Origin of the sequence: Pseudomonas sp. S44 (assembly GCF_016624805.1) — a bacterium.
Taxonomy (GTDB): domain Bacteria; phylum Pseudomonadota; class Gammaproteobacteria; order Pseudomonadales; family Pseudomonadaceae; genus Aquipseudomonas; species Aquipseudomonas machongensis.
Map to the genome: position 1 here is coordinate 18,200 of NZ_JACVTY010000002.1, position 25,062 is coordinate 43,261.

24 protein-coding genes and 2 pseudogenes are annotated in these 25,062 nt (G+C 64.1%); 14 read left to right on the forward strand and 12 right to left on the reverse strand.

The window, feature by feature from the left end; translation table 11 throughout:
• Positions 1 to 18 precede the first annotated feature (18 nt).
• The 8 genes from IAE40_RS03195 to IAE40_RS03230 form a co-directional block, all read right to left on the reverse strand.
• Positions 19 to 714, reverse strand: a complete 696-nt coding sequence (locus IAE40_RS03195; protein WP_063542818.1) for an ABC transporter ATP-binding protein — start codon at positions 712 to 714, stop codon at positions 19 to 21.
• Positions 714 to 1,466, reverse strand: a complete 753-nt coding sequence (locus IAE40_RS03200; RefSeq protein ID WP_054895108.1) for an ABC transporter ATP-binding protein — start codon at positions 1,464 to 1,466, stop codon at positions 714 to 716. The genes IAE40_RS03195 and IAE40_RS03200 overlap by 1 nt, the downstream gene beginning before the upstream one ends.
• On the reverse strand, positions 1,466 to 2,470 hold the full coding sequence (locus IAE40_RS03205; protein ID WP_153774751.1) for a branched-chain amino acid ABC transporter permease: 1,005 nt from the start codon (positions 2,468 to 2,470) through the stop codon (positions 1,466 to 1,468). The genes IAE40_RS03200 and IAE40_RS03205 overlap by 1 nt, the downstream gene beginning before the upstream one ends.
• Before the next feature lie 3 nt (positions 2,471 to 2,473).
• Positions 2,474 to 3,334: a branched-chain amino acid ABC transporter permease gene (locus IAE40_RS03210; RefSeq protein ID WP_151926499.1), complete on the reverse strand. Its 861-nt coding sequence runs from the start codon at positions 3,332 to 3,334 to the stop codon at positions 2,474 to 2,476.
• A gap of 65 nt (positions 3,335 to 3,399) precedes the next feature.
• On the reverse strand, positions 3,400 to 4,602 hold the full coding sequence (locus IAE40_RS03215) for an ABC transporter substrate-binding protein (protein ID WP_054895111.1): 1,203 nt from the start codon (positions 4,600 to 4,602) through the stop codon (positions 3,400 to 3,402).
• A 91-nt stretch (positions 4,603 to 4,693) separates the two neighbouring features.
• Positions 4,694 to 5,458, reverse strand: coding sequence for a FadR/GntR family transcriptional regulator (locus IAE40_RS03220; protein ID WP_054895112.1), 765 nt, complete (start codon positions 5,456 to 5,458; stop codon positions 4,694 to 4,696).
• Positions 5,459 to 5,660: 202 nt separating this feature from the next.
• The gene (locus IAE40_RS03225; RefSeq protein ID WP_063542822.1) at positions 5,661 to 5,891 is read right to left on the reverse strand and encodes a PP0621 family protein; all 231 of its coding nucleotides are present in this window, start codon (positions 5,889 to 5,891) and stop codon (positions 5,661 to 5,663) included.
• A 94-nt stretch (positions 5,892 to 5,985) separates the two neighbouring features.
• Complete coding sequence (locus IAE40_RS03230; RefSeq protein ID WP_054895114.1) at positions 5,986 to 7,005, reverse strand: outer membrane protein assembly factor BamD; 1,020 nt, start codon at positions 7,003 to 7,005, stop codon at positions 5,986 to 5,988.
• Positions 7,006 to 7,152: 147 nt separating this feature from the next.
• On the opposite strand from IAE40_RS03230, the gene rluD reads away from it, so the two are divergent.
• The 9 genes from rluD to IAE40_RS03275 all read left to right on the forward strand — a co-directional run bounded on the left by rluD (position 7,153) and on the right by IAE40_RS03275 (position 16,472).
• Entirely contained in the window at positions 7,153 to 8,115 is a 963-nt protein-coding gene (rluD, locus tag IAE40_RS03235; protein ID WP_063542824.1) for a 23S rRNA pseudouridine(1911/1915/1917) synthase RluD, read from the forward strand.
• Positions 8,112 to 8,852 carry a peptidoglycan editing factor PgeF gene (pgeF, locus tag IAE40_RS03240; RefSeq protein ID WP_063542826.1) on the forward strand — a complete coding sequence of 247 codons (741 nt, stop codon included), beginning with the start codon at positions 8,112 to 8,114 and terminating at the stop codon, positions 8,850 to 8,852. The genes rluD and pgeF overlap by 4 nt, the downstream gene beginning before the upstream one ends.
• 192 nt (positions 8,853 to 9,044) lie before the next feature.
• Positions 9,045 to 11,762: a LuxR C-terminal-related transcriptional regulator gene (locus IAE40_RS03245; RefSeq protein WP_153774749.1), complete on the forward strand. Its 2,718-nt coding sequence runs from the start codon at positions 9,045 to 9,047 to the stop codon at positions 11,760 to 11,762.
• 155 nt (positions 11,763 to 11,917) lie between these two features.
• Positions 11,918 to 13,525 carry a tetratricopeptide repeat-containing response regulator gene (locus IAE40_RS03250; protein WP_054895118.1) on the forward strand — a complete coding sequence of 536 codons (1,608 nt, stop codon included), beginning with the start codon at positions 11,918 to 11,920 and terminating at the stop codon, positions 13,523 to 13,525.
• A complete protein-coding gene (locus tag IAE40_RS03255) occupies positions 13,522 to 14,214 on the forward strand; it encodes a sensor histidine kinase (RefSeq protein ID WP_054895119.1) in 693 nt (230 codons plus the stop codon). Before IAE40_RS03250 ends, IAE40_RS03255 begins: the two co-directional genes overlap by 4 nt.
• Positions 14,215 to 14,382: 168 nt before the next feature.
• Positions 14,383 to 14,637, forward strand: a complete 255-nt coding sequence (locus IAE40_RS03260; RefSeq protein ID WP_063546635.1) for an AbrB/MazE/SpoVT family DNA-binding domain-containing protein — start codon at positions 14,383 to 14,385, stop codon at positions 14,635 to 14,637.
• Complete coding sequence (locus IAE40_RS03265; RefSeq protein ID WP_063542834.1) at positions 14,634 to 14,981, forward strand: type II toxin-antitoxin system ChpB family toxin; 348 nt, start codon at positions 14,634 to 14,636, stop codon at positions 14,979 to 14,981. The genes IAE40_RS03260 and IAE40_RS03265 overlap by 4 nt, the downstream gene beginning before the upstream one ends.
• Before the next feature lie 28 nt (positions 14,982 to 15,009).
• Complete coding sequence (locus IAE40_RS03270) at positions 15,010 to 15,654, forward strand: MBL fold metallo-hydrolase (RefSeq protein ID WP_054895121.1); 645 nt, start codon at positions 15,010 to 15,012, stop codon at positions 15,652 to 15,654.
• Positions 15,655 to 15,749: 95 nt separating this feature from the next.
• Positions 15,750 to 16,472, forward strand: a complete 723-nt coding sequence (locus IAE40_RS03275) for an OmpA family protein (RefSeq protein ID WP_065863405.1) — start codon at positions 15,750 to 15,752, stop codon at positions 16,470 to 16,472.
• A gap of 70 nt (positions 16,473 to 16,542) precedes the next feature.
• On the opposite strand, the gene pta is transcribed toward IAE40_RS03275, so the two are convergent.
• Together pta and IAE40_RS03285 are read right to left on the reverse strand one after the other, a co-directional pair.
• Positions 16,543 to 18,633, reverse strand: coding sequence for a phosphate acetyltransferase (pta, locus tag IAE40_RS03280; RefSeq protein WP_054895123.1), 2,091 nt, complete (start codon positions 18,631 to 18,633; stop codon positions 16,543 to 16,545).
• Positions 18,634 to 18,664: 31 nt separating this feature from the next.
• Complete coding sequence (locus IAE40_RS03285; RefSeq protein ID WP_054895124.1) at positions 18,665 to 18,967, reverse strand: DUF3565 domain-containing protein; 303 nt, start codon at positions 18,965 to 18,967, stop codon at positions 18,665 to 18,667.
• Here IAE40_RS03285 and IAE40_RS03290 point away from each other — a divergent pair.
• The 3 genes from IAE40_RS03290 (at position 18,966) to IAE40_RS03300 (ending at position 21,336) form a co-directional block, all read left to right on the forward strand.
• Positions 18,966 to 19,451, forward strand: a complete 486-nt coding sequence (locus tag IAE40_RS03290) for an FKBP-type peptidyl-prolyl cis-trans isomerase (RefSeq protein WP_200602659.1) — start codon at positions 18,966 to 18,968, stop codon at positions 19,449 to 19,451. The two genes, IAE40_RS03285 and IAE40_RS03290, sit on opposite strands and share 2 nt — an antisense overlap.
• A 142-nt stretch (positions 19,452 to 19,593) precedes the next feature.
• On the forward strand, positions 19,594 to 20,076 hold the full coding sequence (locus IAE40_RS03295; protein WP_200602660.1) for a glutathione peroxidase: 483 nt from the start codon (positions 19,594 to 19,596) through the stop codon (positions 20,074 to 20,076).
• 156 nt (positions 20,077 to 20,232) lie between these two features.
• Positions 20,233 to 21,336 (forward strand): NADH:flavin oxidoreductase, encoded by a 1,104-nt coding sequence (locus tag IAE40_RS03300; protein ID WP_200602661.1) that lies wholly within the window; start codon positions 20,233 to 20,235, stop codon positions 21,334 to 21,336.
• Here IAE40_RS03300 and IAE40_RS03305 read toward each other — a convergent pair.
• Positions 21,305 to 22,519, reverse strand: a complete 1,215-nt coding sequence (locus tag IAE40_RS03305; RefSeq protein WP_197892623.1) for a glycosyltransferase family 4 protein — start codon at positions 22,517 to 22,519, stop codon at positions 21,305 to 21,307. The genes IAE40_RS03300 and IAE40_RS03305 overlap by 32 nt on opposite strands.
• A gap of 269 nt (positions 22,520 to 22,788) precedes the next feature.
• On the opposite strand from IAE40_RS03305, the pseudogene IAE40_RS25960 reads away from it, so the two are divergent.
• Positions 22,789 to 23,421: pseudogene (locus IAE40_RS25960) on the forward strand (PAS domain-containing protein); the annotation flags it as partial.
• A 159-nt stretch (positions 23,422 to 23,580) separates the two neighbouring features.
• Positions 23,581 to 24,015, forward strand: a pseudogene (locus IAE40_RS25965) (methyl-accepting chemotaxis protein); the annotation flags it as partial.
• Positions 24,016 to 24,190: 175 nt separating this feature from the next.
• Here the strand turns inward: IAE40_RS25965 and cysZ are convergent.
• Entirely contained in the window at positions 24,191 to 24,919 is a 729-nt protein-coding gene (gene cysZ / locus IAE40_RS03315; protein ID WP_200602662.1) for a sulfate transporter CysZ, read from the reverse strand.
• Between the last annotated feature and the right edge of the window lie 143 nt (positions 24,920 to 25,062).

Below are 25,062 nucleotides of genomic sequence, written 5' to 3' on the forward strand. Positions count from 1 at the left end.
ACAGAGCAAGGCCTGAAATCAGGCACTCAGCGCCAGGTAACGGTTCTTGATGCTCGGGTCGTCGCGAAACTGTGCGGCGGTGCCCTGGTAGGCCACGCGGCCCTGTTCGAGCACGTAGTGACGGTCGGCCAAGGCATCGCAGACCATCAGGTTCTGCTCCACCAACAGGATCGACAGCCCTTCGTCCTTGATTCGCCGCAGGATCTTCACCAGCTCGTCGACGATCACCGGCGCCAGCCCCTCGGTCGGCTCATCGAGGATCAGCAGGCGCGGGCCGTTGAGCAGGGCGCGGGCGATCGCCAGCATCTGCTGCTCGCCGCCCGACAGCGCGAAGCCACCGTTACGGCGGCGCTCTTCCAGGCGCGGGAACATCGCGTAGACGTCGCGCAACTGCCAGCGGCTCTCCTTGCGCGTGGCGATCTTCAGGTTTTCCTCGACACTGAGCTGGCGGAAGATGCCGCGATGTTCCGGCACCAGAGCGATGCCCCGGCGGGCGATATCGAAGATTTCGCGGCCGACCAGGGGCTGACCATCAAAGCTGATCTGGCCCTGGCGAGGTCGGACAATGCCGAGGATGCTGCGCAAGGTAGTGGTCTTGCCAGCGCCGTTACGCCCGAGCAGGGTCACCAGTTCCCCGGCGCCGACCTGCAGGGAGACGCCTTCGAGCACGTGGCTTTTGTCGTAGTAGGAATGGATCGAGTCGACGTTGAGCATCAGGCGGCCTCTCCAAGGTAGGCGGTGCGCACGCGTTCGTCGTTGCGTACGAAGTCCGGGGTGCCCTCGACCAGGATCTGGCCGTGGCTCATGACGGTGATGCGCTGGCTGATCGACATGACGATGCTCATGTTGTGTTCGATCAGCAGCACGGTGTGGTCGCGGCCCAGATCGCTGATCAGTTCGGTCATCAGCGGGATGTCGTCGATGCCCATGCCGGAGGTGGGCTCGTCGAGCATCAGCAGGCTCGGCTTGGCGCAGATCGACATGCCGACTTCCAGTACGCGCTGCTGGCCATGGGAGAGTTCGCCGGCGAGGGTGTCGGCACGGCCTGTGAGTTTCAGGCGCTCGAGCACCTGGTCGGCGGTGTCCCAGTGGCTGCGCTTGTGCTCGACGCTGCGCCAGAAGTTCAGCGCGCCCAGGCCATCGCGGCCCTGGGCGGCCAGGCGCAGGTTCTCGCGCACCGAGAGGTTCTGGAACAGGCTGGTGAGCTGGAACGAGCGCGCCATGCCCAGGGCCACGCGGCCATGGGAGGGCTTGCGGACGATGTCGCGGCCATTGAACAGGATGCTGCCGGCGGTGGCCTGGCGTTCGCCGGTCAGGCAGTGGAACAGGCTGGTCTTGCCGGCGCCATTAGGGCCGATGACCGTGTGGATGGTGCCAGGCCGGACTTTCAGGTCGACACCGCCGACCGCGCGGAACGGCCCGTAGGCCAGCTCCAGGTTGCGGGTTTCCAGCAGGAACTCGCTCATCACAAGGTCTCCTTGGTCTTGGTCGACAACGCACGCCCCGGACGCAAGCGCTTGCCCAGCTCGGCCAGGCCGCCCCACAGGCCGCCACGCATGAATACCACCACCAGGATCAGGATGAGCCCGAGCAGCATCAGCCAGCGTGGCCACAGCTCCGACAGCACATCGCCCAGCACCACGATGGCGCCGGCCCCCAGCAGCGAGCCGAACAGCGAGCCGGTGCCGCCGATGATGGTCATGATCAGGATGTTCTCGCTCATCATCAGGTCGATGTTCGACAGCGGCGCAAAGTGCAGCAGCATGGCGTACAGCGCCCCGGCGATACCGGTGATGGCGCCGGACAGCATGAACACCAGGATCTTGAAGTGGCGGGTGTCGTAGCCGATCGCCGCCGCGCGGGTCTCGTTCTCGCGGATCGCCAGCAAGGTGCTGCCAAAGGGCGAGCGGATCACCCGCAGGGCGAAGGCGAAAATCAGCAGGAACAGCACGGCGACGAAGGCATAGAAGTGCCGAGGGTTGCCCAGGTCGACCAGCACGTGGCCGAAGACTTCGACATTCGGCCGTGGCACGTCGAGCAGGCCGTTGTCGCCACCGGTCCAGCCGCTGAGGGTGTAGGCCAGGAAGTACGCCATCTGGCTGAAGGCCAGGGTCAGCATGACGAAGTAGATGCCCTTGCGCCGGATCGCCAGTGCGCCGACCAGCAGCGCCAGCAACGCACCGAATACCGCAGCGCCCAGCAGCGCGGCGAACAGCCCCCATTTCAGGTGGATCATCAGCAGTGCCGCGCCATAGGCACCCACGCCGAAGAAAATGCCCTGGCCGAATGACAGCAGGCCGGTGTAGCCCAACAGCAGGTTGCAGGCGAGCGCCGCCAGGGCAAAGATCAGGATCTCGGTGGCCAGCGTGGCCGAGGGCAGCACCAGCGGCAGCAGCACCAGGCTGGCGACCACCAGCAACAGCAGGACGGGCGTGCGCGGCCCGGCCGGTAGTGGATTCTTCTCGCTCATCAGTCATGCTCTCCCGAACAGGCCATAGGGACGGACCAGGATCACCGCGGCCATCGCCCCGTAGATCATCAGGCTGGCACCTTGCGGCCAGAGGCTGGTCATCATGCTTTGCACCACGCCGACCAGCAGTCCACCGACCAGCGCGCCGCCGAACGAACCCATGCCGCCGATCACCACCACCACGAAGGCGATGCCGAGGATCTCCGGGCCGACGAAGGGCTGGGCACCACGCAACGGCGCGAACAGCACCCCGGCGACACCGGCCAGACCCACGCCGAGGGCGAAGGTCAGGGAGAACAGGCGGAAGATGTTGGTGCCCAGCAGCGACACGGTTTCGGTGCTCTCGCTGCCGGCGCGTACCAGGGCACCGAAGCGCGTGCGTTCGAGCAGCAGCCACAGGGCCAGGCCGATCAGCGCGGCGAAGCCGATCAGGAACAGGCGGTAGTAGGGGTAGATGAAGTCGCCCAGAATGATCACGCCACGAAGCTCCGGCGGTACGGCGATGTTCTTGCCCACCGGCCCCCAGATCAGTACCGAGGCTTCCTGGATGATCAGCGCGATGCCCAGGGTGACCAGGATCTGGAAGGTGTGCGGCAGGTGGTAGATGCGCTTGATCAGCAGGCGCTCGACCGCCCAGGCCAGCGCTGCCACGACCAACGGTGCGACCAGCAGTGCCAGCCAGAAGTTGCCGGTCAGGGCCACGGCGGTGTAGCAGAGGTAGGCGCCGAGCAGGAAGAACGCCCCGTGGGCGAAGTTGACGAAGTTCAGCAGGCCGAAAATGATCGTCAGGCCCACGGCGATGAGGAAGTAGATCATCCCCAGGCCCAGGCCGTTGAGCAGTTGGAACAGGTACAATTCGAGCATGAGCGTGCCCTCGACAGCGCGCGGCGCGGCTGCCTGTACAGGTGTGTTTGACTGGCGCCGTGGCCTCAGGCCAAGGCGCAACCGGTGTGATCGACCTCGACGAACGAGCGGCCCGAACTGATGACTTCAGCCAGGTCGTCCTCGTCGCGCAACTGGCCCTGGGGCTTGCCGCGCAGCAGGTAGTAGTCCTTGAGCACCTGGTGGTCACCAGGTCGGATCAGCTCTTCGCCGGTAGGGCCCTGGAAACGCATGCCCTGCAAGGCCCTGGCGACGCTGGCGCCGTCGAAGGTGCCAGCCTGGACGATGGCGTCGAGCATGACCTTGGTGCCGATGTAGTCGGCGGCCAGTGGATAGTTGGGGTTGATCCCGTAGGCCTTCTGCGTGGCGGCGACCAGTGCCTTGTTCAGCGGCGTATCCACCTGATGCCAGTACTGGGCACCCAGGTAGACCCCTTCGAGCACGTCGCTGCCCAGCTCCTGGAACTGGTCGAGCCCTGCCGACCAGACCAGCAGCACCTTCATCCGCTCCTTGATCCCGAAATTGACCGCCTGGCGCAGGGCGTTGGACGACTGGCTGCCGAAGTTCAGCAGCACCAGCACGTCGGGCTTGGCGGCGATGGCGTTGGTCAGGTACCCGGAGAACTCCTGCTCCTGCAGTGAGTGGTAACTGTTGCCGATGTGCTCGACACCGAACTCGGCAAAAACCTTGCGCGCATTGTCCAGCAGCGCATCGCCGAACACGTATTGCGGGGTGATGGTGTACCAGCGCTTGGCTTGCGGCAGCTGGCGAATCATCGGCACCAGGGTTTCGCGGATCGCGCCGTAGGTCGGGACCGACCAGCGGAATGTCGAGAGATTGCAATCCTTGCCGGTGATCTCGTCGGCGCCGACCGGGGTCATGAACACGCCGCCGGCCTTGTTGATTTCCTTGGACACGGCCAGGGCCGACGAAGACAGGGTGCAGCCCTGGAAGAATCTCGCACCGTCCTGGCCGATGGCTTCCTGCACCTTGCGCACCGCCTTGCCGGCATTGCCTTCGGTGTCGATGACCTTGTACTGCAGCGGCCGCCCCAGCAGTTGCGGGTGCTCGGCGATGGCCAGGCGCGAGCCCATGTCGGCGTACTTGCCATAGCTGGCGAAGGCGCCGGACATCGACTTGAGCCCGTAGAAGACCAGCGGCTGTTCGGCGAATGCCCGCTGCGCCCCCAGTGGGAGGCTGCCGAGGGCACCCAGGGCAAGACCTGCCTTGAGCAGGGTACGTCTTTGCATGGATAACTCCTTGATTCTGGTTATTAGGCAGGAGTGGCAATGGCAAAGCGGGTACGGCCGGGCCTTTGAGCAGGCCTCTGTGCAGGCTGGATCAGTGGTGGTGTTCGAACTCCAGCAGGAAGTTGCGTTCGACCTCGCCCTCCAGCGCGGTCATATGGTGTTCGGCGTCGCACATGTGTTCGTGCATCAGCCGGCGCACGGCCTTCTCGTCGCTGGCGCGCAGGGCGACCAGCAGTTGCTTGTGGTAGTCGATGTTGGCAGCGGCGAACGCTTGGCGCTTGGGCAGGTAGGCCTTCTTCAGCACGACCAGGTCGCGCAGCAGGTCGTTGAGGAACACCGCCATGAAGCGCAGCAGTGGATTGGGGCAGCGGCGCGCCAGCAAGGTGTGGAATTCGATCTCCGCCAGGCGCTGTTCGCGCTGGCCCTGTTCGCTGTCTTCCGGGGTGCTGCAGAAGTCGATGTTGGCCTGCAGCGCGGCGTAGTCGGCGTCGCTGAGCTGGCCCATCACGGCCACTGCCAGCTCGACCTCGATGACTTTGCGCAGCTGGTAGACCTGTTCGCCGTCCAGATGCTGGAAGTGCAGGTAGTTGCGCAGCGCGCGACTGGCGGGCTCGGTGCCGACTTCAGCGAGATAGGCACCGCCGGTAGGGCCGGTGCGGGTGTTGACCAGCCCTTCGACCTCCAGGGCCTTGAGCGCCTCGCGGGCGGTCCCTTTGGAGCATTCGAAGTGCTCCATCAGCTCGCGTTCGGTGGGCAGGCGATCGCCTGGGCGCAGGGCCTCGGTGACGATCGAGCGCTTGACCGATTCGACGATGACGTCGGAGAGCTTCTGGCGCTTGCGTTTGGGTTTGAGCATTTCGCTATTTTTCATATTTATGCGGATAAATAGGATTTAGCGAGTTTTGCTGGAAGGGGTCAATGGTGGCGGGGGAGCAGGGGTCGCAAATGGAGTGAAAGGGTCGGGGAGGGATAAGTGAGGCGGGCTCGAAAATCTGAAACCGCCCCCCGTGGGCGCGGGCAAACCCGCTTTCCCACAAGGGAGAGCTCGTTCTGTGCGATCAGCCTTGTCGGCCAGGACCCTGTTCGAGGTGGGCCTGGCTGCAGTACCAGTCCTTGCCGAGCTTGAGCGCCCGGTCGTTGGGCAGGTGTACGCCGCAATGGGCGCAACGCACCATGGTCAAGGGGTCTTCGAGGCGTGGCTCGGGACGTGATTGCTGGCTGATCTTGAATTTGCGCCACAGCCAGAACGCGGCGGCGATCAGGGCGATCCAGAAGAGTAGGCGAACCATGGTGTCCAGCTTGTCGTGAATGAAGAGGCCACAGTCTAGGGCGCGGCCATGAAAAAAGGGAGGCCTGGGCCTCCCTTTCTCGTTGCGCGATCTGTCAGTCGAACAGACCGAAGGTCAGGTAGCTGAACCAGGAACGATCCACCTCGGCGTCCTTCGGACCTTCCGGCAAGATCGGGTCGCCGTTTTCGTCTTTGGGCAGCAGGTCGGCTGGCATTTCCGAACGGGCGTCCTTGAACTGACGGACCACGTCCTGGTTGGCGCGGGTTTCACCCGGTGGCAGCGGCGTGTCGGTCTCGATCAGGCCCAGGGTGGCCTTGGACAGCCAGGAGCGGCCGTCGGACTCGCCCTGCTTGGGTACGAACTGGCCGTCTACCAGGCTCGGGTGGTTCGGGTAGTTGAGCTTGAGTGTTTCCAGGCTGGTGGCGGCCAGGTCGTCCAGGTGCATTTTCTGGTAGGCCTCGGTCATCACGGCCAGGCCGTCGGCAACCGATGGCGTTTCCTGGAAGTTCTCCACCACGTAGCGGCCACGGTTGGCGGCGGCGACGTAAGCCTCACGGCTCAGGTAATAGTCGGCGACGTGGATTTCGTAGGAGGCCAGCAGGTTGCGCAGGTAGATCATGCGCTGCTTGGCGTCCGGGGCGTAACGGCTATTGGGGAAGCGGCTGGTGAGCTGGGCGAACTCGTTGTACGAGTCGCGCGCCGCGCCTGGGTCACGCTTGGTCATGTCCAGCGGCAGGAAGCGCGCCAGCAGGCCGCGGTCCTGGTCGAACGAGGTCAGGCCTTTCAGATAATAGGCGTAGTCGACGTTCGGGTGCTGCGGGTGCAGGCGGATGAAGCGCTCGGCAGCGGACTTCGCGGCCTCGGGCTCGGTGTTCTTGTAGTTGGCGTAGATCAGCTCGAGCTGGGCCTGGTCGGCGTAGCGGCCGAACGGGTAGCGCGATTCCAGGGCCTTGAGCTTGTTCACGGCACTGGTGTAGCTGTGGTTGTCCAGGTCGGCCTGCGCCTGCTGGTACAACTCGGCTTCGCTGAGGTTCTCGTCAATGACTTCCTTGTTCGAGGAACAGGCAGCAGTGAGCCCGAGGATGGCGATCAGCAGCAGGTGTTTCACTTGCATGGCGGCTTGCGTCCTTTGACGGCCGCTGTCTTGGGCGGTGCCGTCCTGTTATGATGAGCGCCCCCGGCCAACCCCGGGGCAAAAGAAGCCGTATTTAACCACAAGCACGCAGCCGAAACCAAAGGCTGTAAGCCCATCGATTCGAGCATGTCCGAGATCATTCAACTTAGTGCAGAGGTCCCGTCCGAGCTGGGCGGCCAACGCCTCGACCAGGTCGCCGCCCAATTGTTCGACGAGTACTCGCGTTCGCGCCTGACTTCGTGGATCAAGGAAGGCCGCCTGACCGTCGATGGTGCGGTGCTGCGCCCGCGCGATACCGTCCACACCGGCTCCGTTCTCGCCCTGGAGGCCGAACAGGAGGCACAGGGTGAATGGGAGGCAGAGGACATCGAGCTGGACATCGTCTATGAAGACGACCAGATCCTGGTGATCAACAAGCCTGCCGGGCTGGTGGTCCACCCGGCTGTGGGGCATGCCAGCGGTACCCTGCTCAACGCCCTGCTGCACCATGTGCCGGACATCATCAACGTGCCGCGCGCCGGCATCGTCCACCGCCTGGACAAGGACACCACCGGTCTGATGGTGGTCGCCAAGACGCTGCAGGCGCAGACCAACCTCGTCGATCAGTTGCAGAAACGCTCGGTCAGCCGCATCTATGAATGCATCGTGGTTGGCGTGGTGACGGCCGGTGGCAAGATCGACGCACCGATCGGTCGCCACGGCGGCATGCGTCAGCGCATGGCGGTCACCGATGGCGGCAAGCCGGCGGTCAGCCACTATCGCGTGCTCAAGCGTTTCCGTTCGCACACCCACGTGCGGGTCAAGCTGGAGACCGGGCGTACCCACCAGATTCGTGTGCACATGGCCCATGTCGGCTTCCCGCTGGTGGGCGACCAGACCTACGGCGGTCGCTTCCGCATCCCGCCTGCCGCCAGTGTGGCCATGGTCGAGGCGGTCAAGCACTTCCCTCGCCAGGCCCTGCACGCGCGCTTCCTGGCGCTGGATCATCCGACGACCGGTGAGCGCATGGAGTGGAAATCGCCTCTGCCGGACGACTTCATGTGGCTGCTGTCGCTGCTCGATCAGGACCGCGAGAGCTTTATCGGATGAGTGAGCTGACGCAATCGCTGATCTTCCCCGACTGGCCGGCCCCGGCCTCGGTTCGCGCTTGCGTCACCACACGAGAGGGCGGCGTCAGCCTGCCACCCTACGAAACCTTCAACCTGGGTGACCACGTGGGCGACGATCCTGCAGCGGTCGCCGAGAACCGCCGTCGCCTGGGCGCTGAGTTCGCTATCCAGCCGGCCTGGCTCAAGCAAGTGCATGGCCTGGTCGTGGCCGACGCCGATCCGGCCGTGGTGGCCGAAGCGGATGCCAGCTGGACCGACCAGCCCGGTATCGCCTGTACCGTGATGACCGCCGATTGTTTGCCTGCGCTGTTCTGCGATCGCGCCGGTACGCGTGTGGCGGCCGCACATGCTGGCTGGCGCGGGCTGGCCGGTGGCGTGCTGGAAGCCACCCTTGATCGTCTGGCGCTGGCGCCTGAAGAGGTGCTGGTGTGGCTGGGCCCGGCTATCGGCCCGCAGGCGTTCGAAGTGGGCCTGGAAGTGCGCGATGCTTTCACCGCCGTGCATCCAGAGGCCGCCAGTGCCTTCGTCGCGGGCCAACGCCCCGACAAGCTGATCGCCGACATCTATGCCCTGGCGCGTATCCGCCTGGCCGCGCGCGGCGTGACGGCCGTCTATGGCGGAGGGTTCTGCACGGTCAGCGACCCGCGTTTCTTCTCCTATCGGCGCACCCCGCAGGGCGGGCGCTTCGCTTCGCTGGTCTGGCTCGAACCTCGCTGAGCCTCTGCACCCGTTCTGGGGCGGTCTGTGCTATGCCGTGCAATAGATCTCACTGATGTCCATCAGTGTTGTTGCTTTTTGTCGTAGTCTTTTCCTTCTCAAGCGTTTTGATCATCTTCAAATGCGTCGCAATAGCCGCTAGGCTCGCAACAATCCGTATCGCCGTGATCTTCCAACCAGAACGAGTCGGCCATGACAGATTTGTCCCGTACGCATGGAGTCGCCAGCCAGGCCCTTGGTCTGCTGGACGGGCGTTTCTTCCGGCCACCGCTGCCGGACGGGCATGTGCTGCGCGGGCGCTTGTGCCAGCGTCTCGAAGCGGGGCTGGATGGGCGGCTGCTGCTGGTCAACGCGCCGGCGGGGTTCGGCAAGAGTTCGCTGGCCATCGAGTTCTGCCAGCAGTTGCCCAGCCACTGGCGCAGCCTCTGGTTGGGCCTGAGCCAGCGCGACGCCGACCCCGGTCGTTTCCTCGAGCGTCTGCTCGAAGGCTTGCAGCAGTTCTGCCCGGCATTGGGCGGTCAGGCCATGGGTCTGCTGAAGATGCGCCAGCGTCATCAGCCGTTTGCCTTCGAGGAGTGGCTCGACAGCCTGCTCGACGAGCTGGCGCTCTACCTGAACGCCGACACGCCGCTGCTGCTGGTGCTGGATGACTACCATCTTGCCCAGGGGCCGGTTCTCGATCGCTGCCTGCAGTTCTTCCTCAACCATTTGCCCCCGGGCCTGGCATTGCTGGTCACCAGCCGCCAGCGCCCCGACTGGCACCTGGCGCGGCTGCGTCTGTCGCGCCAGTTGGCCGAGCTCAACGAACAAGACTTGCGCCTGACCTCCGATGAAGCCCTTGCCGTGATTGGCTGCCAGCCCACCGGCCTGCGTGGCCAGGCGCTGGACAACCTGATCCAGCGCAGCGACGGCTGGGTCGCCGGGTTGCGTTTCTGGCAGCTGGCGACCAGCGAGTCGGGCGAGGACCATGCCTTGCCCCAGGCGCTGCACGGTGGCGAAGGGCTGATCCGCGATTACCTGCTCGAAGAGGTCATCGAGATCCTCCCGGCAGAAGTCCAGGCTTTCCTCTACGACACCGCCTGCCAGGAGCGCTTCTGCACCGAACTGTGCGACGCCCTGCGCGAGCGCGAGGACAGCGCGGCGATCCTGCGCTACTTGCAGGCTCACCAGGTGTTCCTGGTGCCGCTGGATGAGCACGGCCGGTGGTTCCGTTATCACCACCTGTTCTCCGACCTGCTGCGCAGTCGCCAGGCCAGCGAGCCTTCGGCGGCGCTGCATCTGCGTGCCTGCCGCTGGTTCGAGCGCCAGGGGCTGCTCGACGAAGCGGTGGAGCAGGCCTTGCGTGCGGGTTCTCTGGATGTCGCCGCCGATCTGGTGCAGAGCCTTTCCGAAGAGCAGCTGTTGGCCGAACAGAACGTCGGCATGCTGCTGCGCTGGAAGATGGACCTGCCAGACAGCCTGCTGATCAGCACGCCACGCCTGATCGTGCTGTACAGCTGGGCACTGGGCCTGGCCTGCCAGTTGGATGCTGCCGAAGAACTGGCGGCCTATCTCAGCCGTTTCCTGCCAGCGCCGTCGGCGACCGCACAGAAGTCCATGCTCGCCCAGTGGCTGGCGCTCAGCGGCGTGATCGCACGCGGCCGCGGCGATCGCGAGCGGACCCTGGCCTACTGCGAGGAAGCCCTGCAGAGCCTGCCCTGCAAGCGCTATGGCCAGCGTCTGGTGTGCCTGTCGACGCTGTCCAACCTGGCCATTGCCGACGGTGACTTCTGGCGGGCGCGGGGTTGGAACCGTGAGGCGCTGGAGTTGGCCCAGCGTGTTGGCAATCCGTTGTTCGAGGCCCTGGCCCATTACGATCGCGCCAGGGTGTTGCACGCCCGGGGCGAAGTGTTGCGCGCCCTGGACGAGGTGCGTCAGGGGTTGCAGCGTCTGCAGGGGTTGTCGGGGCAGCGCCTGTACGCCGTGCGCGCCCGGTTGATTCTCTACGAAGGCTACCTGTATGCCTCGCGCCTGCAACCAGGCCAGGGGCGGGCGCGGTTGCGCGCCGGGCTGAGCGAAGCACGGGCCTGCCGTGATATCAGCGTGCTGATCGGCCATTGCGTGATCGCCTCGCTGGAGGGGCGCGACGGGCGCTTCGCCGAGGCCTTTGCGGAGCTCGCCGAGGCCGAGCGGTTGATGCATATCTGGGACGTGCCACCGATCTTCTATCTGGCCATGATCACGCTGGTGAAATGCGAGCTCTGGCTGGCCCAGGGCCGCACCGACCTTGCCGAGTCCTGGCTGCTGCGCCTGGGGCAGACCTACGGCGGCGAGCAACCGGCCGCGGCACCGGAATTTCATCCATTGCTGCCATTGCATATCGAGCTTCAACAAGCGTTGCTGGAACGTACCCTGGCACGACCGGAGCCTGCCGAGCAGCGCTTGCGGGCGCTGGTCGCGCAGGGGCAGGCCAGTGGTGGAATGATGCTGGCGGTCAGCGCGCTCTGCCAGTTGGTTGAGCTGTTGCTGGCGCAGGGGCGCGAACAGGAAGCGGGCAAGTTGCTGGGCAAAGCGCTTGAGGCCGCGCGTGGCGGCGCCTTGCATGCTTTCCAGCGGCTGCTGGAGGAACGCCCGATATGGTTGCGCGAGCAGCTCGCCGCCAGCCCCGTGTGCCCGGTCCAGGCCGAACTGCTGGCACGCCTGCCGCAGACCCAGCCTGTTACCGTGGCCAGCAATGAGGCGCTCAGCGGCCGTGAGCTGGCGGTACTGGAACTGATCGCCCAAGGCTGCTCCAACCAGCAGATCAGCGAGCGCCTGTTCATCTCCCTGCACACCGTCAAGACCCACGCCAGCCATATCAACAGCAAGCTGGGCGTGGAGCGCCGCACGCAAGCCGTGGCACGGGCCAAATCGCTTGGCCTGCTGGTCTAGAAAGCGCCTTGCAGTTAAAATGATGGCTAGTTGACATTATCTTGTCATGCGCTGACTTCCCAGTCTCATCTTTCCCGCCGCCCGGCCGATACAGCATTCGCCGGGCACAGTCGCCGCAGGTCTTTTTCCACCTCTTCTCAATACAGGTCGTGTTGATGCTGCAGTATGGGCAAAAAAGCTTTCTGATCGTCGACGACTTCACCGACTTTCGCACCTCGACGCGCTCCATGCTGCGCGAGCTGGGTGTGCGCGACGTGGACACCGCCGACAGTGGCGAGCAGGCCCTGCGGATGTGCGCGCAGAAGCGCTATGACTTCATTCTCCAGGACTTCCACCTGGGCGATGGCAAGAAGAACGGCCAGCAGGTGCTCGAGGACCTGCTGCTGGACAAGCTCATCAGCCATGAATGTGTGTTCATCATGGTCACGGCCGAAAGCAGCCAGTCGATTGTCCTTAGCGCCATCGAGCATGAACCTGACGCCTATCTGACCAAACCGTTCAACCGCCTGGGCCTGGCCCAGCGGCTGGAAAAGCTGGTGCAGCGCAAGACCCTGCTCAAGCCGATCCTCCAGGCGCTGGACCGTGGGCGCCCGGCCGAGGTGCTGGCGGCCTGCGCCGAGCTGTGCAAGCAGGATCCGCGTTTCGCGCCGTTGTGCCTGCGCTACCGGGCCGATGCGTTGCGCGACCTCAATCGCTTCGACGACCTGGAAAAGTTTCTTACCAACATTCTTGCCAGCCGCCCGCAGCCTTGGGTGTATGCGGCGCTGGGCAGCCTGATGCACAAGCGTGGCCAGTACGAACAGGCCCAGGGCGTCTATGAGCAAGCGCTCAAAGCGTTCCCGATCATGCCTGGGCTGTACGACGGGCTGGCCGAAGTGCTGGTGGCCAAGGGCGACAACAAGCGCGCCCAGCACATGCTCGAAGAGGCGGTGCGCCTATCGCCGCTTGCGGTGCGTCGCCAAGCCGCGCTGGGCAAGCTGGCGCTGGACAACGAAGACTACGAAGGCGCCTCCAAGGCATACCGGCATGCCGTCAGCCAGGGGCAGAGCTCGCGTTACAAGAGCGCCGAGAGCAACCTGGGCCTGGTCCAGGCGCTGATGAACAAGAACGCCGGCAATGGCCTCGATGCGCGCACGCGGGTCGAGATCAATACCGTGCTCAGCGAAGTCGCCAAGGAAAACACCGAGGACCAGGGCCTGCAGGTGCGCGCCCGGCTGATGAAGGCTGCCAGCCTGCAGCAGGCCGGCGATGCGGAAACCGCGGCCAAGCTCACCGAGCAGGCCATGCAGCGCCTGGACAAGATGGACCAGTTCTTCTCGGTCGATGCCGCACTGACCGTGGCCAGGCAGCTCAAGGAGCTGGGCCAGGAGTCGGCCGGGACTTCGATCCTCAAGGGCTGCGTGGAAACCTATGGCGATGACCCGAAAGTGATGCAGAGTGTGGCCAAGGTGACTGACGACCCGAGCGTGCTCGGCGCTGTCACCGAAGCCGTGGACCTCAACCGCCAGGGAGTACGCAGTTACCAGGGCGGCCAGTTGAACGAGGCTCTGGAGATGTTCCGCAAGGCCCTGTCGTTGCAACCGAAGAACATCAGTATCGCCCTCAATACCGCCCAGGCGCTGCTGCGTATCGGCGGCGAAAGTCCGTCGGAGTCGCTTATGCAGGAATGTCGCAACTGCCTTAACCGCGTGGCCGGCATCCCCGCCAGCGACAACCGCTTCGACCGCTACCGCAAGCTGCACGTGCGGGTGTTCGGCGCATGAGCCGTGATGAGCAGGGGCTGGATTTTTCCACGGTGATCGCCTCCACCGTGCACGACATGAAGAACTCGCTTTCGGCCCTGATCCAGGCCCACGACCAGTGGCTGGCGCGTTTGCCCGAACAGTCCCGCAGTGGCAGCGAACAAGGGGTGATGGAGCACGAGTTCCGCCACCTCAACGGTATGCTGGTGCAGTTGCTGGGGTTGTACAAGCTGGGCATCAACCAGTTGCCGATCTGCCCCGACTACCACGAGCTCGAGGATTTCGTCGAAGCCCAGTTGGCGGCGCAACAGGAAGTCATCCGCCACCGCGACGTGCTGGCGACCTGGCGCATCGACACCGAAAGCCCGCTGGGCTTCTTCGACCGTGAACTGGTCGCCTCGGTGGTCGCCAACGTGCTGACCAACGCCATTCGCTACGCCGGACACACGCTGCTGATCAGCGTCGAAGAGGAGGGCGAGCAGTTGGTGATCAGCGTCAACGATGATGGCGCCGGTTATCCGCAGCGCTTGCTCGAGCGTCAGCAGGACTACGTGCAGGGCATCGACCAGCAGAGCGGCAGCACCGGCCTTGGCCTGTACTTCGCCGCCAGGATCGCCGCCCTGCACGAGCGCAACGGCGTGCGTGGGCGGATCGAAATCGCCAACGGTGGTGCGCTGGGTGGCGGGTTGTTCAGGTTGTATTTGCCTTGACTCTGGCTATTTGAGTGTCACTTCCCACTGCGTTGTGGGATAGCTCCTGACCTCGAGCTCATGACTTCAAGAGCAGCGCTTCAGATGACAATGTAGACACGTTGTTTCTACGAGTTACTTGCAATCATCTGGAGGGTTTCTACTATGTATCTACCTTTGGAGATACTTATGGAAGTCAAGATTCAACAGTGGGGCAACAGTGCTGCCATTCGCCTGCCATCGACCATTCTCAAGCAGATGCGCCTGAGCGTGGGCTCCGTCCTCAGCCTGGATACCGCCACCGGGTCGCTGGTTCTCAAGCCCGTCCGATCAAAACCCAAGTACAAGCTTGAGGAGCTGATGGCCCAGTGCGATCTCGATGCACCCGAGCCGGATGAGCTCGCGGCGTGGAACGCCATTCGTCCTGTTGGTCGTGAGGTATGAGGCGGGTGGGATTCGCCAGGGGCGATATTGTGCGAGTCGATCTTGAGCCTGTGGTCGGACGCGAGCAGCAAGGTGCGATGCGTCCGGTTCTGGTGCTCACACCGGCTGCCTACAATGCCGCGGGCCTGGCGGTGGTAGTCCCGATCACTCAAGGTGGGGATTTCGCCCGACATGCCGGGTTTGCAGTCACGCTCAGTGGGGCAGGTACGCGAACCCAGGGCGTGGTGTTGTGCAACCAGTTGCGTACGCTGGATCTCGAGGCACGTGGTGCCCGACGTATCGAGTCTGTTCCCGACGTTGTCATTGATGATGCGCTGGCGCGCGTACAAACCTTATTTGAATGAGCGTGAAGTCGCTTGGAGCTGGACTCCCATGACCCCTATCCCTGTATCGCTGATCCGCGAAACCTTCCCCGTAGGCCCCCTGCAGTGCAACTGCACGCTGATCGGCGACCCGGTCAGCAAGAAGGCCATCGTCGTCGATCCGGGGGGCGACGAGCAGAAGATTCTCGCTCGCCTGCAACAGCATGGCCTGACGCTGGTGAGCATCATCCATACCCACGCCCACTTCGATCATTTCCTGGCTTCCGGCAGGCTCAAGGAGCTGACCGGTGCGACCCTGCACCTGCACAAGGACGACCAGCCGCTGTGGGACAACCTGGAGATGCAGTGCCAGATGTTCGGTGTGCCCTACACGCCGGTACCTGCCCCGGACCGTTGGCTCGCCGATGACGAAGCGCTGGCCTGCGGCTGTGGCGTGGCGCTGCACACGCCCGGGCATACGCCGGGCTCGATGAGTTTCTGGTTTGCCGAGCACAAGCTGCTGATTGCTGGCGACACCCTGTTCCGGCGTGGTGTGGGGCGCACCGATTTGTGGGGGGGCGATCAACGGGCTATCGTTCGTTCAATCAAGGAGCGGCTGTACCGCCTGGATGAAGAGGCGATCGTGGTGACCGGCCATGGTCCGGATACTCGCCTCGGCGAAGAGATGCGTGAGAACCCGTTCGTGCGGGCGTGAAGTTTCATGGAATTTTTCCGCGTCGCTGCAATCCAAGGCTGGCACTGATCCGCATACGATCCGCTGCACTTTCGAATTTCACCAGGAGCTTGTCCATGTTCACCATGCGTCGTCTGATTATCGTCGCTACCGCTGCTGCCCTGATGACCGGCTGTGCCGGCCAGAACCCCTACGACAACCAGGGCCAGGCGCAGGGCGGCTCCACAGGGATGAGCAAGACTGCCAAGTACGGTGGCCTGGGTGCACTGGCCGGTGCCATCGCGGGTGCGGCCATCGATCACAACAACCGTGGCAAGGGTGCGCTGATCGGCGCTGCTGCGGTAGGCGCCGCCGCCGCCGGTTATGGCTACTATGCCGACAAGCAGGAAGCCGAGCTGCGTGCACAGATGGCCAACACCGGTGTCGAAGTGCAGCGCCAGGGTGACCAGATCAAGCTGATCATGCCAGGTAACATCACCTTCGCGACCGATTCGGCGAACATCGCCCCAAGCTTCTACTCGCCGCTGAACAACCTCGCCAGCTCGTTCAAGCAGTTCAACCAGAACACCATCGAAGTGGTTGGCTTCACCGACAGCACCGGCAGCCGCCAGCACAACATGGACCTGTCGCAGCGTCGCGCGCAGGCCGTCAGCACCTACCTGACCTCGCAGGGTGTCGATGCTTCGCGGGTGTCGGTACGTGGCATGGGCCCGGACCAGCCGATCGCCAGCAACGCCGATGCCAATGGTCGGGCGCAGAACCGCCGCGTAGAGGTCAACCTGAAGCCGATCCCTGGCCAGCAGTATGACCAGCAGGGCACCGTTCAGCAGTACCCCTGACCCTTAACGCAGCCCCTTTGCGGCCCTGTCGCGGGACAAGTCGGCGCACCGACTTGTCCCGCGATGCGTTTCAGCGCACGTGACTGGCCTGGATCGCCGTCAACGCGATGGTGTGCACGATATCGTCCACCTGCGCACCGCGCGGCAAGTCGTTCACTGGCTTGCGCAGCCCCTGCAGCATCGGCCCAAGGCTTACGCAGTCGGCACTGCGTTGCACCGCCTTGTGCGTGGTGTTGCCGGTGTTCAGGTCCGGGAACACGAACACCGTGGCGCGGCCCGCAACCTGGCTGTGCGGTGCCAACTGCCGGGCAATCTCCGGGTTGGCTGCGGCGTCGTACTGCAACGGCCCGTCGATCAGCAGGTCATGTTCCGCCTGCTGCGCCAGGCGCGTGGCTTCGCGCACCTTCTCCACTTCCTCGTCACTGGCCGCCGAGTCGCTCGAATAACTGAGCATCGCCACGCGCGGCGCAATCCCGAAGGCCTGCGCCGATTCGGCGCTTTGCCGTGCGATCTCCGCCAGCTCCACGGCGCTGGGGTGCGGGTTCATGATGCAGTCGCCGTACACCAGCACCTGCTCGGGGAACAGCATGAAGAACACCGACGACACCAGGCTGCAGTCCGGCGCGGTCTTGATCAGTTGCAGGGCCGGGCGGATGGTATTGGCGGTGGAGTGCACCAACCCTGAAACCAGGCCGTCGACTTCATCCAGCGCAAGCATCATGGTGCCGATCACCACCGGATCCTCCAGCTGCTGCTCGGCCATCGGGGCGTTGAGGTTGCGGCTCTTGCGCAGCTCGACCATCGGCTCGACGTAGCGTGCGCGAATCAGTTCGGGGTCGAGGATTTCCAGGTCGGCCGGCAGGGTAATGCCCTGGGCACGGGCCACCGCCTCGACTTCCTCGGGCTTGGCCAGCAATACGCAGCGGGCGATGCCGCGCGCCTGGCAGATGGCGGCGGCCTGCACCAGCAACGGTTCGGCGCCCTCGGGCAGCACGATGCGCTTGTTGGCCTGCTGCGCGCGCTGGATCAGCTGGTAGCGGAACACCGCTGGCGACAGGCGCATCTCTCGCGGCGTGCCACAACGCTGGTGCAACCAGTGGGCGTCGAGGTGGCTGGCGACGAAGTCGGTGATGAACTCGGCACGCTCGCGGTCGTCCACCGGGATTTCGCGGTTCAGCGAGTTGAGCTGGTTGGCGGTGTCGTACGATCCGGTGCTCACCGAAAGGATCGGCAGGCCGGCCTGCAGGGCGCCGCGGCACAGTTCGAGGATGCGCGGGTCAGGCTTGCTGTCGCTGGTCAGCAGCAGCCCGGCCAGCGGAACGCCGTTGATCGCCGCCAGGCTCACGGCGAGGATGATGTCGTCGCGATCCCCGGGCGTCACTACCAGGGTGCCAGGCTTGAGCAGCGGCACGGTGTTGGCCACGGTGCGTGCGCAGATGATGATCTTGTTCATCCGCCGCTGTTCGTAGTCGCCGGCATTGAGTACCTGGGCGCCTAGCAACTCGGCGACATCGCGGGTGCGCGGGGCGTTGAGGTCGGCCTGGTAGGGGATGCAGCCGAGCAGGCGGAAGTCGTTGCCGCGCAGCAGTGGCGAATGCTCGCGCAGGCGCGTGGCGAAATCGGCCATGCTTTCGTCGGTGCGGACCTTGTTGAGAATGACCCCGAGCACCTTCGGATCACGCGGGCCACCGAACAGCTGGGCCTGCAACTCGACGCGCCCGGACAGCTCGCTGAGCACCTCGTTCTCCGGTGCCGAGACCAGGATCACCTCGGCATCCAGGCTCTTGGCCAGGTGCAGGTTGACCCGCGCCGCGTAGCTGGCATGACGGGTCGGCACCATGCCCTCGACTACCACCACGTCGTTGCCGATGCAGGCTTGCTGGTACAGGCGGATGATTTCTTCGAGCAGTTCGTCGAGTTGGCCATCGCCCAGCATGCGCTCGACCTGGGCCAGGCTCAGCGGCGTGGGTGGCTTGATGCCGTGGGTGCGTGCGACCAGCTCGCTGGACCGCTCGGGGCCGGTATCGCCGGGATGCGGCTGGGCGATTGGCTTGAAGAAACCCACCTTCAGGCCGCCGCGCTCAAGGGCGCGTACCAGGCCGAGGCTGATGGAGGTCAGGCCGACACCAAAGTCGGTCGGCGCGATGAAAAATGTCTGCATGCGTGCTTCTCGGAATAAGCGGTGCAAGGAATCAACGGCCAAGGGTAGCGCTATCGGCCCCGTTCGCGCACCAGCCGCAGGCAAAAGCCTGGCCGATGCGCCGGGTGCGCTCGTGCGCATCGAGCACCCAGGGGCGCGCTTGCCACGGCGGCTGGTGGCGCAGGTGCTGGGTATGACCGCAGGACAGCTCGACCACCCAATGGCCTTCCTCGTCCTGGTGAAAGCCGATGATCCGACTGATGGGCCGTTCGCCAGCCGCCGCGCGTTCGCAATCGGGCGAGGCCTTGGTTACACTTGTGCGCTCTACATTCTTTTGCAAAAGGTCTTGCCCCATGCTGATCGCCGCCAACAAGGCAGTCTCCATCGACTATACCCTGACCAACGACGCCGGGGAGACCATCGACAGCTCCGCCGGTGGCGCCCCACTGGTCTACCTGCACGGTGCCGCCAACATCATCCCGGGCCTGGAAAAAGCCCTGGAAGGCAAGCAGGCCGGTGACGAACTGAACGTTGCCATCGAGCCGGAAGACGCCTATGGCGAGTACCTGGCCGAGCTGGTCAGCACCTTGAACCGCAGCATGTTCGAAGGTGTCGACCAACTGGAAGTCGGCATGCAGTTCCATGCCTCGGCGCCGGACGGCCAGATGCAGATCGTCACCATCCGCGACATCGACGGCGACGACGTGACCGTCGACGGCAACCACCCGCTGGCAGGCCAGCGCCTGAACTTCCAGGTCAAGGTGGTCAACGTGCGTGACGCCAGCGAAGAAGAAATCGCTCACCGTCACATCCACGGTGAAGGTGGCCATCACCACTGATTTCTCAGCTAAGCTCTGAGAGTCGTCAGGCGCTCGAGCAAGCCGACCCACCCCCACGGGCGGGTGTACGGCTTGGTCGCGCGCCTTTTTAGTGGGCGCAATTCGCCCCAGCGGCAACCGGCAACCTGAGAGGGGAATCAAGATGAGTGCATTTCACGATCTGACGCTCAAGGCGCTGAACGGCCAGGACCTGCCGCTGGCACCGTTCAAGGGCCAGGTGGTGCTGGTGGTCAATGTCGCATCCAAGTGCGGCCTGACGCCTCAGTACGCGTCGCTCGAAAAGCTGCACCAGCAGTTCAAGGGCCAGGGCTTCAGCGTGCTCGGCCTGCCGTGCAATCAGTTCGCTGGCCAGGAACCGGGCACCGAAGACGAGATCCAGAAGTTCTGCAGCCTGAACTACGGTGTCACTTTCCCGATGAGCGCCAAGCTCGAAGTCAACGGGCCTGAACGTCATTCCCTGTATCGTCTGCTGGCGGGCGAGGGTGCGGAGTTCCCTGGCGATATCACCTGGAATTTCGAGAAGTTCCTGGTGGGCAAGGACGGCCGCGTCCTGGCGAGGTTCGCGCCACGCACTGCGCCGGACGATCCGGCGGTGATTCAAGCGGTCGAGAAGGCGCTGGCCTGAAGCATGCTGGAGCGGCGAATCGCCGCTGAGTTCTCCCACAGGCGCAGTAACAAGCTGCGCCATATCCTGTTCAATCACTCCAATCAATAATGCTGTGCCCGCCATTCGGCTGGCTCTAAGCTCAGGCGCATTTCCTTACCTCATCGGGAGCGCCGCATGTCCAGCAACCCACTGTTTCAGCCCTTCACCCTGGGCACCCTCGAGTTGCCGACCCGTGTGGTCATGGCGCCGATGACCCGCACCTTCTGCCCTGGCGGCGTACCGCACAAGGGCGTCATCGAGTACTACCGCCGCCGCGCTGCGGCTGGCGTGGGCCTGGTCATCACCGAGGGCACCACGGTCGATCACAAGGCTGCCAACGGTTATCCGAATGTGCCGCGCTTCCATGGCGAAGATGCCTTGGCTGGCTGGAAAAAGGTGGTCGAGGCCGTACACGCCGAAGGCGGGCGCATCGTTCCGCAGCTGTGGCATGTGGGCAGCGTTCGCCGCCTGGGTACCGAGCCGGACGCCAGCGTGCCGGGCTACGGTCCGAGCGGTAAAAGCAAGGATGGCCAGGTGGTGGTCCATGAAATGACCCAAGACGACATCCGCGAGGTCATCGCGGCCTTTGCACAAGCTGCCCGCGATGCCAAGGCCATCGGTATGGATGGCGTCGAGATCCACGGCGCGCATGGGTACCTGATCGACCAGTTCTTCTGGGCCACCAGCAACCAGCGCAATGACGAATACGGCGGCGATCTGGCGCAACGCTCGCGCTTCGCCATCGAGCTGGTCCAGGCCGTGCGTGCTGCGGTGGGGCCGGATTTCCCGATCATCTTCCGCTTCTCCCAATGGAAGCAGCAGGACTACAGCGCGCGCCTGGTCGAAACGCCCGAGGCATTGGCAGCCTTCCTGCAGCCGCTGGCCGACACCGGTGTGGATATCTTCCACTGCTCCACCCGCCGTTTCTGGGAGCCGGAGTTCGACGGCTCGCCGCTGAACCTGGCCGGTTGGACCCGCAAGCTCACCGGCAAGCCGACCATCACCGTTGGCAGCGTTGGTCTGGATGGCGAGTTCCTGCAGTTCATGGTCGACACCGACAAGGTGGCCAAGCCGGCCAGCCTGGAGGGCCTGCTGCAGCGCCTGGGCGATGATGAGTTCGACCTGGTGGCGGTCGGTCGTGCGTTGCTGGTGGATGCCCAGTGGGCGCAGAAAGTCCGCGAGGGGCGTGAGGAAGAGATTCTGCCGTTCAGCCGCGAGGCGCTGTCGAGCCTGACTTGATCGTCAGCGGCGTGGCCGCGCGCTTACTCTGGGCGGCGGTCTGCCGACAGGCGCTGTACAAGTGCGCCTCGAACTCTTCGACGATCGCTTGCCAGCCCTGGCGGCTGGCGTGCTGGCGGGCATTGAGACGCACCCTGCGCAGGGTCTCGGCGTCCTCGAGCAGCCAGCATGCGGCGTCGATGAACGCGGGTTGATCCCCCGGCATGGCCAGCGCGCCGCTGTGTCCGTGGCGAATATGCTGGGCTGCGGCGGCCTCGTCATACGCCACTACCGCAAGGCCCGAGGCCAGTGCTTCGAGCACCACGTTGCCGAAGGTTTCGGTGAGGCTGGGGAAGAGGAACAGGTCGCCGCTGGCGTAATGTTCGGCCAGTGCTTCGCCGCGTTGCACGCCACAGAACATCGCATCGGGGAACTGCTGCTGCATCTGGGTACGCAGTGGCCCGTCGCCGACCACGACCAGGCGCAGGCGCCGCTGTGGATAAGTCTTTTGCAGCGCCTGCATGCAAGGCAGCAGCAGCGCGAGGTTCTTCTCCGCCGCCAGGCGTCCGACGTGCAGCACCGCGATGTCATCCGGGCCAAGGCCCCACTGCTCACGCAGCGCCTGGCTGCGCCGTGCCGGGTTGAACAGTTGCGCATCGACGCCACGCGCCATCAGTGCCAGGCGTTCGAAACCACGTCGCTCCAGCTCCAGGCGCTGGCTGGCGCTGGGGACCAGGGTGGTCGCGGTGCGGCGGTGGAACCAGCGCAGGTAGTGGGTGAGCAGGCGTGCCAGCAGACCCAGGCCGTACTGGCCGGAATACTGCGGGAAATTGGTGTGAAAACCACTGACCACGGCAATCCCCAGGCGCCGTGCGGCGCGCAGGGCGCTGAGCCCGAGCGGGCCTTCGGTGGCGATGTACAGCACATCAGGGCGCAATCGACGCCAGCGGCGCCACAGTTTGTGCATCGATACCTCACCCCACTGCAGGCCGGGATATCCGGGCAGTGGCCAACCGCGACAGAGCAGCAGCGAGTCGTCGCTATTGCCCGGTGCATCGCTGGCTTGGCGTGGGCGCACCACTTCCACTTGATGCCCGCGCACGCGCAAGCCTTCACTGAGGCGGCCAAGGGTATTGGCCACACCATTGATCTCCGGCGGGAAGGTTTCGCTGACGAGGGTGATGCGTAGAGGCGGCGTATTCATGTCAAAAAGTTTCCGCCTGCTTGGTTGCCGTTATGTGACATGAAAATGATCCCCTGGTGACGTGTGTTTTCCAGGTTTGTCTGTCACTCGAATATTTCCTCGTCGGGTCCTCAAGAACCACCTGTCCTCAGCCGATGCAGAAGCATTCGACGGGTGGATTGCGCTCCGGGAGAGCGGTGATGTTCAACAGCAAACTGAAAAAAGAAATCCAGCAATTGCGCGAGGAACTGCAATCCATCGAGCAGGTGAAAAACAGCCTCGATAGCGAAATGCTCGTGCTGCAACTCGATCCCCAGGGGCGCATCGAGTCCGCCAATGCCAATTTCGAAAAAGAAATGCTCTACAGCAGCGATCGTCTGATCGGCCGCAACATCGAAGAGATCGTCCCGGAGCACGTGAAGAAGCTGGATTTCTGCCTGCGCATGAAGGCTGCGATCGCCCGTGGCGAGCACCTCAACGGCGCGTTCCGCCTGCTGCGGGGCAATGGCGAAGAAGCCTGGCTGCGCTCGATCCTGCAACCGGTCAAAGGTGTCGACGGGCGGATCAAGTACTTCACCCTGCACTCGAGCGACCTGACCCGCACCATCGAGACCTCCCGCGAGCATGAAAGCCTGATCAAGGCGCTGATGCGCTCCACGGCCGTGATCGAGTTCAACCTTGACGGGCAGGTGCTGACCGCCAACGACCGCTTCCTGCACACCATGGGCTACAGCCTGGAGCAGGTGCGCGGCAAGCATCACCGCATGTTCTGCGACCCTGAGGAAACCAGCTCGGCAGGTTACCAGCAGTTCTGGGAGAAGTTGCGCCGCGGAGAATACGTGGCCGAGCGCTTCAAGCGCATTGATTCACATGGCCGAGTCGTCTGGCTGGAGGCTTCGTACAACCCGATCATCGATGCCCATGACGTGCTCTACAAAGTGGTGAAGTTCGCCACTGTGATCACTGACCAGGTCAATCAGGAAATCGCCGTGGCCCAGGCCGCCGATATCGCCTACAGCACCTCGCAGGACACCGACGCCAGCGCCCGCAAGGCCACCGACGTGGTCACCCAGACGGTCGAGGTGATGCGTGGCCTGGAAAGTTCGATGCAGGAGGCGGCCGAGGGCATCCAGGCGCTGGACAAGCAATCCAAGGTGATCGGCTCGATCATCAAGACCATCAGCGACATTGCCGGGCAGACCAACCTGCTGGCGCTCAATGCCGCGATCGAAGCCGCCCGGGCGGGCGAGCAGGGCAGGGGCTTCGCAGTGGTTGCCGACGAAGTGCGCCAGCTCGCCTCGCGTACCAGCAGTGCTACCGAGGAGATTGCCCGGGTGGTGCAGCAGAACGAGCAACTGGCCCAGGCGGCGGTGGACATCATCGACACCAGCAAGCGCCAGGCCGAGCAGGGCCTGACGCTGGCCGGGGAAACCGGCAGCGTGATCGTCGAGATCCAGGACGGGGCGAAGAAGGTGGTCAATGCGGTGGGGCAATTCTCCAGCCAGTTGAGTCACTGACTGACGGGCGGTGCTTTGCGCTGCCCTTTCCCTTCAGGTCTTACCATACAGGCAACTGTCTTGCTCAAAATCCAAGGCCAGCCCAATTCCTGTGGGAGCGGGCTGGTCCCGCGATCACCGGCATCGCCGGGGCCATCCAACGGGGTCTCAGTTTCGGCACAAGAGCCCGGATGCCTCAGTTGCGCTCCCGCACCCAGAACAACGTAGCCCCCGCCACCGCCGCCGGCATCATCAGCACGTTCACCCCCGGGATCAGCAGCGCCAGGTAGGTGATCCCGCCAAAGCCCATCGACTGCCAGCGCTTGCTGCGCAGCCAGGCGAGCATGTCCTGCCAGCTCATCTTGTTGTTGTCGGCCGGGTAGTCGATGTACTGGATAGCCATCATCCAGATGCCGAAGACCAGCCACAGCGGCGCAGCCACCACGTTCACCACCGGAATGAACGACAGGATGAACAAGCCGATGGCGCGTGGCAGGAAGTAGCCGAGCTTGCGCATCTCGCGGCTGAAGGTGCGCGGTACCATCGCCGCCAGTTCGCCCCAGCTGAACGCCGGGAAGGTGTCTTCACCGCGCACCACCACCTCGACCTTCTCAGCGAGAAAACCGTTGAACGGCGCGGCGATGATGTTGGCGAACAGGGTGAAGGTGAAGAACACCATCAGCACCACCAGGGCGACGAACAGTGGCCACAGAATGTAGGTGAGAAAGCTCAGCCAACTGGGCAGGGTCGGCATCAGCGCATCCACCCACAGGCTGAACTGGTGGCCGGCGAAATAGATCAGGCCGCCGAACAGCAGCAGGTTGACTGCCAGAGGCAACAGCACGAACAACCGCAGGTTCGGGCTCAGGACCAGCTTCAGGCCCTCGCGCAGGTACTGGGGGCCGGACAGGACGGGGGCTTGCATCGGGATGCTCCACAAAAGGAAAACGGGCTGACCTTACCGAGTTTGCGGCGCCGACGAAAGGCGCGACACCGGCTGTAACAAAGCATAGGGACAATCACAGATCGGTTTCGTCCCTGGATAGAGCCTGTCTATAAGGTGGATTG

Coding starts and splice junctions, on each gene's coding strand:
- IAE40_RS03215 (WP_054895111.1), bottom strand. CDS start 4,602: ATGCAAAGACGTACCCTGCTCAAGGCAGGTCTTGCCCTGGGTGCCCTC.
- IAE40_RS03305 (WP_197892623.1), bottom strand. CDS start 22,519: ATGAATACGCCGCCTCTACGCATCACCCTCGTCAGCGAAACCTTCCCG.
- IAE40_RS03250 (WP_054895118.1), top strand. CDS start 11,918: ATGCTGCAGTATGGGCAAAAAAGCTTTCTGATCGTCGACGACTTCACC.
- IAE40_RS03195 (WP_063542818.1), bottom strand. CDS start 714: ATGCTCAACGTCGACTCGATCCATTCCTACTACGACAAAAGCCACGTG.
- IAE40_RS03210 (WP_151926499.1), bottom strand. CDS start 3,334: ATGCTCGAATTGTACCTGTTCCAACTGCTCAACGGCCTGGGCCTGGGG.
- IAE40_RS03225 (WP_063542822.1), bottom strand. CDS start 5,891: ATGGTTCGCCTACTCTTCTGGATCGCCCTGATCGCCGCCGCGTTCTGG.
- IAE40_RS03285 (WP_054895124.1), bottom strand. CDS start 18,967: ATGGGGCAAGACCTTTTGCAAAAGAATGTAGAGCGCACAAGTGTAACC.
- IAE40_RS03290 (WP_200602659.1), top strand. CDS start 18,966: ATGCTGATCGCCGCCAACAAGGCAGTCTCCATCGACTATACCCTGACC.
- IAE40_RS03205 (WP_153774751.1), bottom strand. CDS start 2,470: ATGAGCGAGAAGAATCCACTACCGGCCGGGCCGCGCACGCCCGTCCTG.
- IAE40_RS03260 (WP_063546635.1), top strand. CDS start 14,383: ATGGAAGTCAAGATTCAACAGTGGGGCAACAGTGCTGCCATTCGCCTG.
- IAE40_RS03200 (WP_054895108.1), bottom strand. CDS start 1,466: ATGAGCGAGTTCCTGCTGGAAACCCGCAACCTGGAGCTGGCCTACGGG.
- IAE40_RS03245 (WP_153774749.1), top strand. CDS start 9,045: ATGACAGATTTGTCCCGTACGCATGGAGTCGCCAGCCAGGCCCTTGGT.
- IAE40_RS03300 (WP_200602661.1), top strand. CDS start 20,233: ATGTCCAGCAACCCACTGTTTCAGCCCTTCACCCTGGGCACCCTCGAG.
- IAE40_RS03265 (WP_063542834.1), top strand. CDS start 14,634: ATGAGGCGGGTGGGATTCGCCAGGGGCGATATTGTGCGAGTCGATCTT.
- IAE40_RS03255 (WP_054895119.1), top strand. CDS start 13,522: ATGAGCCGTGATGAGCAGGGGCTGGATTTTTCCACGGTGATCGCCTCC.
- IAE40_RS03220 (WP_054895112.1), bottom strand. CDS start 5,458: ATGCTCAAACCCAAACGCAAGCGCCAGAAGCTCTCCGACGTCATCGTC.
- IAE40_RS03295 (WP_200602660.1), top strand. CDS start 19,594: ATGAGTGCATTTCACGATCTGACGCTCAAGGCGCTGAACGGCCAGGAC.
- rluD (WP_063542824.1), top strand. CDS start 7,153: ATGTCCGAGATCATTCAACTTAGTGCAGAGGTCCCGTCCGAGCTGGGC.
- cysZ (WP_200602662.1), bottom strand. CDS start 24,919: ATGCAAGCCCCCGTCCTGTCCGGCCCCCAGTACCTGCGCGAGGGCCTG.
- IAE40_RS03230 (WP_054895114.1), bottom strand. CDS start 7,005: ATGCAAGTGAAACACCTGCTGCTGATCGCCATCCTCGGGCTCACTGCT.
- pta (WP_054895123.1), bottom strand. CDS start 18,633: ATGCAGACATTTTTCATCGCGCCGACCGACTTTGGTGTCGGCCTGACC.
- IAE40_RS03270 (WP_054895121.1), top strand. CDS start 15,010: ATGACCCCTATCCCTGTATCGCTGATCCGCGAAACCTTCCCCGTAGGC.
- IAE40_RS03275 (WP_065863405.1), top strand. CDS start 15,750: ATGTTCACCATGCGTCGTCTGATTATCGTCGCTACCGCTGCTGCCCTG.
- pgeF (WP_063542826.1), top strand. CDS start 8,112: ATGAGTGAGCTGACGCAATCGCTGATCTTCCCCGACTGGCCGGCCCCG.